The sequence below is a fragment of the Chamaesiphon sp. genome (genome assembly GCF_041738855.1).
Taxonomy (GTDB): domain Bacteria; phylum Cyanobacteriota; class Cyanobacteriia; order Cyanobacteriales; family Chamaesiphonaceae; genus Chamaesiphon.
In genome coordinates this window covers 1-4,785 of sequence record NZ_JBGSPA010000071.1, presented here as the reverse complement: position 1 = coordinate 4,785, position 4,785 = coordinate 1, and the positions used below count along the sequence as shown (strand labels likewise).

The window sequence follows — 4,785 nt, the reverse complement described above, 5'->3', positions numbered from 1 at the left end:
CAATGCACATCGACATTCGCCGCCCGAATTGCCGCATGCGCCAGCTTGCGAATCACAAACAACTTCCGCTCGAATGCTAACTCATCCGCCAATTCAGGCGATTTGGCAATAAATACCTGCTGCATAAACGGTTCACTCGATCGAGCCGTCTCACCCAAAGAACTATTATCCGTCGGCACATCCCGCCAACCCAATACCTTCAAGCCTTCCTCCGCGACAACTTCGGCAAAGATGTGACGACTTCTCGATCGAATCGCCGGATCGGGAGATCCGTACACCGCCCCGACTCCATACTGTCCCGCTGCGGGTAACTCAATCCCTTCAGCCGCCGCCACCTTCTGCATAAACTTGTGGGGCACCTGCATCAAAATCCCCGCCCCATCTCCGGTATTCGTCTCACAACCGCACGCGCCACGATGGTCGAGATTAACCAGAATCGTCAGTGCTTGCGCCACAATCTCATGCGACTTCGCCCCTTTCATCTGCGCGATAAAACCGATACCGCAAGCATCGTGTTCAAACTGCGGATCGTATAAACCTTGTTTGCTGGGTGGTTGGATGGTATTCATGCTTGGATCGATCGCTCTAAAGGGTGTTCGAGTAGCCGATGCCAGATTTTTTAGACAGCATGGGTATTCTACTTCGCCTTATATTGTGGCTCGATCCCAGCAGCGCGATCGTCGCCCGCTACAAAAGTTTGTCCTCCGATACAAATATTTAGGTCGCTGAGTAAGTCTTAGCTGACTGCTACACCCTAAATTTCTCTGTCTCAGCGATCAACATTAATGCTGTTAATAATGCTTTTAACAGATCTAGTTAGTCAGCCAATATACTAAACACTATAACAATATTTGCAATATATTATACTGCGGTGTTATATTGTGACCAGAACAAGTAAAAGTTATAACAGTAAAAATCATGTTGAGTAGATTAGAAAATAAAATCTCCAAGCCTAATAGAGGCAAGATATTAGCTTTGTACAATGAAATTGGAGCAAATAATCTAGTTTCTATGACAGATATGGAAAAGATTGCAAAGAATCTCAAACGCACGACTGGATATGATATTACACCACAAGATGTAAGAAACCTCGTGTGTTCAAGCAAGGGTTTTATGGTTCAGTATAATCAAAACAAATTTTTAAGAAATGATAGCTCTATAGAATCTATAAATGTCATCCCATCTGATACCAAGAAAAGACTATCTATTAGTATAAAGAGTTGTTCCGAAGAAATAAAACCTATTGTGCAGCAGTATCGTAGTATAGCTATGTCTAATTATGGCTTAGCTCAAGATATAGAAGAAAAGAGGAAAGAGTTTGAGGAAGAAATTTTAGCAAAAAGGAGAAAGTTCAATTATGATATACAACTAGATCAGCAACAATTAGATCAAGGCAGGAAGATGGAAAATCATTTGGAAGAGGTAATTAGATTGATGCAAGAGAAATAAAAAAACTAGTAACAAGTGCTACGGTGTTTTGTACAGTTATTAGTAATTTAGGTAGGTGGTGTAAAAATATTATAGATTTCCTTACAAACTCAATTTATAAGTGGGGTTATTGATTCTATCGTAATGTTGCTATCGATTGATACTTGAGTTGGGATGTTCGATCGTGTTTTTGAGATTGTGGGATCGATCGAGATAATCGATAGCTGTTGAGGATCATTTTTATATCCTGTTGAAATTATCGATCGATTACCTAATTCGAGAAACCCAACAATTCCAGTGCTTGAGGTTTGATCGATCGTTATTGAGGAGCATCTTTATATCCTGTCGAAATGATCGATCGATTACCTACTTCGAGAAACCTAACAATTTCAGTGTTTGAGGTTCGATCGATCGTTGTTGAGGAGTATCTTTATATCCTGTTGGGATGATCGATCGCCATACCCTAACAAGCAGTAAGTTATAATCGACATACGAGACTCGGACACCACCGTATGACTAGCAGCGAAATTAGCTATACTGAAGCACAGAATAATTTAGGAGTTCTGCTCGATCGCGTAGCAGACACCAAAGATATTATCATCGTTAAACGAGACGGCACCGATAAAAACGTTGCGCTCATTGCAGAAACAGATCTCAGCAGTCTCCTAGAAACTGTTTATCTATTGAGATCTCCAGCCAACGCAACTAGATTGCATCGGGCGATCGATCGAGCCAAACAAAGAGATCTTCAAGGCTACAACCATTCAGAGCCAGAGAACCCATCGGAATCGCTCGCTACATTGTGTGAGGAGTTGGGAATTGTCCGCTAGAAAGAAAGATAAAAATCGCTCGGAAAATTCTCAGCCAGAAATAATCATCATTCAAAGGCGAATTATTTTTGATGAAGACTTCAGGGAAGATTTGCAATGGTGGTACAGACAAGATATTCAAAAAGCTAACAAAATTCTCGATCTAGTAGAATCTGTTTGCATCGATCCATTTTCAGGAATTGGTAAGCCAGAGCCACTAAAATTCATGGAAGCAAATACATGGTCGCGAAGAATAGATTTAGAGCATCGATTAATTTATCGCATCAAAGATGAATCTATTCAATTTTTACAAGCCCGCTATCACTATGAAAATTAAAGACAATCCTAGCGTTTGAGGCTCGATCGCCTTTGAGGAACATCTTTATATCCTGTCGAAATTATCGATCGATCTTTGGTGCGATAGTTTTGGGATAGATTACCATAGTCTTTGTACTGAATAAGGCTCAAAAGATCCATCAGTACTTATTAGTATTAAATCGCGCTCGATCGCTTGAGAAATGATGAGTCTGTCGAAAGGATCGCGATGATGGAGCGGTAATGTTAAATATCTATCTAGATCCAACCGCTCGATCGGCAGAACTTCAATTTTGAGTTGGGCTAAAAGTTGATAAATATCCTCGATAGAGTGCTCAATTTTTAACTTTCCAATATTTAGCTTAATTGCGATCTCCCAAATACTAACCACACTAAAATTAAGCTGACTAGCATCATCAGCTATAATGGCTCTTACTCGATCGCTCAACTGTGGATCGCCTCGAATCAGCCACAGAAATACGTGTGTGTCTAGTAAAAACCGACCCATTACATATATTCCTGTAAATCATCTAAAGTCGCATTAAAATCATCAGACAGCCACACCTCTCCCTTCCAGATACCGAAAGCATTTTTTCGATCGACTAGGGGTGCTTGTACCGACTGATTATACTTTGCAACCAAACCCTCAATATATTGCAGGGCTTCCTGTTGCGCCGACTCTGGTAGTCGCTGAATTTGTTCGAGAAGTGCTTGCTCCATACGATTATCAAAGGCAATAAAGATGTATACCTATTTTAGCTCAAACCTGTGGGAGCGCACTCATAAGTATCAAAGTGAAATAATTTAGCTAGTGATATTTCTCCCTGTAGGTTGGGTTGAGCATTGAAACCCAACAATCCCAGTATTTGAGGTTCGATCGATCGCTATGGAGGAGCATCTTTCTATCCTGTCGAAATGATCGATCTTTGGTGCGATGGTTTTGGGATCGACCTAATGTTGGTGGTTATCGATAGAATTTAAAGATCTATGGTGTTATTCATTTGTTGATGTAACTTCTCATTTTGATAATCGCAGTTGTTGAAGTTGTTCGATCGTAAACCCAGTTACCTCAGCAACCATCTCCAAAGCTATGTTCTTACGGAGTAAATTAATCGCGATTTCCTTCTTACCTTCGAGCTTACCTTCGAGCTTACCTCTAAGCTCACCTTCTAACTGAGCCTTGTTCATCTCAGTCTCATACCAAGCGTCGACTTGTGCCATCGTTTTCATAAAATCTTGCTCCTCTGGAGTTAAACTGTCAGTAGGTATATCTCGTAGGTAAACGCAATACTTGACGCAGGCTCTAATTATATCATTTTTCTCTCGGCGGTCGGGGGACAACTGCTCGATCGATTGAAACGCACTCTGGGCTGACTCTCTGTTTCCAAGCATCTTCAGCCACATTGTTTCAGGACTATCTGGCAATCGATCGATAATGACAATACCCATTCGCAAGAGTCCTATCAGTCGGTACACACCTACACCTAATTCAGGATCTGGTTTAGCATCACATAAGCTCAGAATTTTCTCACTACAATTAACCGTAAGAATCCATGTAAATGGGTTTTGATTTTCAATCTGTTCTACTGCTTCTCTCGACAGTCTTTTAGAACTTGTTAATTTCTGTTCGCTCTTCGCAATCTCAGTTAATTCTTTCTTTTTAGGTTCCCAATATAGATTCTTCCGAGTAATAGATTTGTTTAGATCGATTTCTTCTAAATATGAACTATAGTGCTCGACAATAATTGTTGGATGTAATTTCATCAGTCGATCGAACAAACCCAAATCTTCCTGCTGCCATCCTTCCTTTCCTAGCTCACCAATGAACATCAAATCGATTTCTAAATCCTCATCATTACGAACTTGAATATTTTGCTGAGTATCACCTTTAGTTTTATACAATGATTGGATGTAGAACTTAAAAAATCTGTCGTGTTTGTATTGAGCCATTGAGCTTTATCTATCTGTTCCCAACTCGGTTAAACTCATAAAACGCCTTCTTCTCCGCGCTCATCGACTCATGCGCCGTCCAAGGTTCGGGCACCATCATCATCATCGCATGGGGCAAACTCCGACCAGAAAGGGTCAATAATTCCAGAGCATTATCAAAGATCGTCGAGTCACTACCATCGACATTAATCGCAGGTTTAATCTTATTAATATCATCGCCGAATAAATCTGACGCAAACAGCGACTGCCGCGCCGTCATCCAGTTGATATTGCCGCGCATGGT

The 4,785-nt window shown here is 40.9% G+C and carries 6 protein-coding genes and 2 pseudogenes; 3 read left to right on the top strand and 5 right to left on the bottom strand.

The window, feature by feature from the left end; genetic code table 11:
- Nucleotides 1–569: pseudogene (locus ACEW9I_RS07425) on the bottom strand (glutamate synthase subunit alpha); the annotation flags it as partial.
- Between the two features lie 349 nt (nt 570–918).
- Here ACEW9I_RS07425 and ACEW9I_RS07420 point away from each other — a divergent pair.
- From ACEW9I_RS07420 to ACEW9I_RS07410, 3 genes are all read left to right on the top strand, one after another.
- Complete coding sequence (locus ACEW9I_RS07420; protein WP_373539714.1) at nt 919–1,449, top strand: hypothetical protein; 531 nt, start codon at nt 919–921, stop codon at nt 1,447–1,449.
- A 491-nt stretch (nt 1,450–1,940) separates the two neighbouring features.
- The gene (locus ACEW9I_RS07415) at nt 1,941–2,258 is read left to right on the top strand and encodes a type II toxin-antitoxin system Phd/YefM family antitoxin (protein ID WP_373539713.1); all 318 of its coding nucleotides are present in this window, start codon (nt 1,941–1,943) and stop codon (nt 2,256–2,258) included.
- Nucleotides 2,248–2,574 carry a Txe/YoeB family addiction module toxin gene (locus ACEW9I_RS07410; RefSeq protein WP_373539712.1) on the top strand — a complete coding sequence of 109 codons (327 nt, stop codon included), beginning with the start codon at nt 2,248–2,250 and terminating at the stop codon, nt 2,572–2,574. The genes ACEW9I_RS07415 and ACEW9I_RS07410 overlap by 11 nt, the downstream gene beginning before the upstream one ends.
- Before the next feature lie 99 nt (nt 2,575–2,673).
- Here the strand turns inward: ACEW9I_RS07410 and ACEW9I_RS07405 are convergent, their stop codons facing one another.
- The 4 genes and pseudogenes from ACEW9I_RS07405 to ACEW9I_RS07390 all read right to left on the bottom strand — a co-directional run.
- Nucleotides 2,674–3,060 carry a type II toxin-antitoxin system VapC family toxin gene (locus ACEW9I_RS07405; protein ID WP_373539711.1) on the bottom strand — a complete coding sequence of 129 codons (387 nt, stop codon included), beginning with the start codon at nt 3,058–3,060 and terminating at the stop codon, nt 2,674–2,676.
- Nucleotides 3,060–3,272: a DUF2281 domain-containing protein gene (locus ACEW9I_RS07400; RefSeq protein ID WP_373539710.1), complete on the bottom strand. Its 213-nt coding sequence runs from the start codon at nt 3,270–3,272 to the stop codon at nt 3,060–3,062. The genes ACEW9I_RS07405 and ACEW9I_RS07400 overlap by 1 nt, the downstream gene beginning before the upstream one ends.
- A 297-nt stretch (nt 3,273–3,569) precedes the next feature.
- On the bottom strand, nt 3,570–4,502 hold the full coding sequence (locus tag ACEW9I_RS07395) for a hypothetical protein (RefSeq protein ID WP_373539709.1): 933 nt from the start codon (nt 4,500–4,502) through the stop codon (nt 3,570–3,572).
- Between the two features lie 28 nt (nt 4,503–4,530).
- A pseudogene (locus tag ACEW9I_RS07390) lies at nt 4,531–4,785 on the bottom strand (hypothetical protein); the annotation flags it as partial.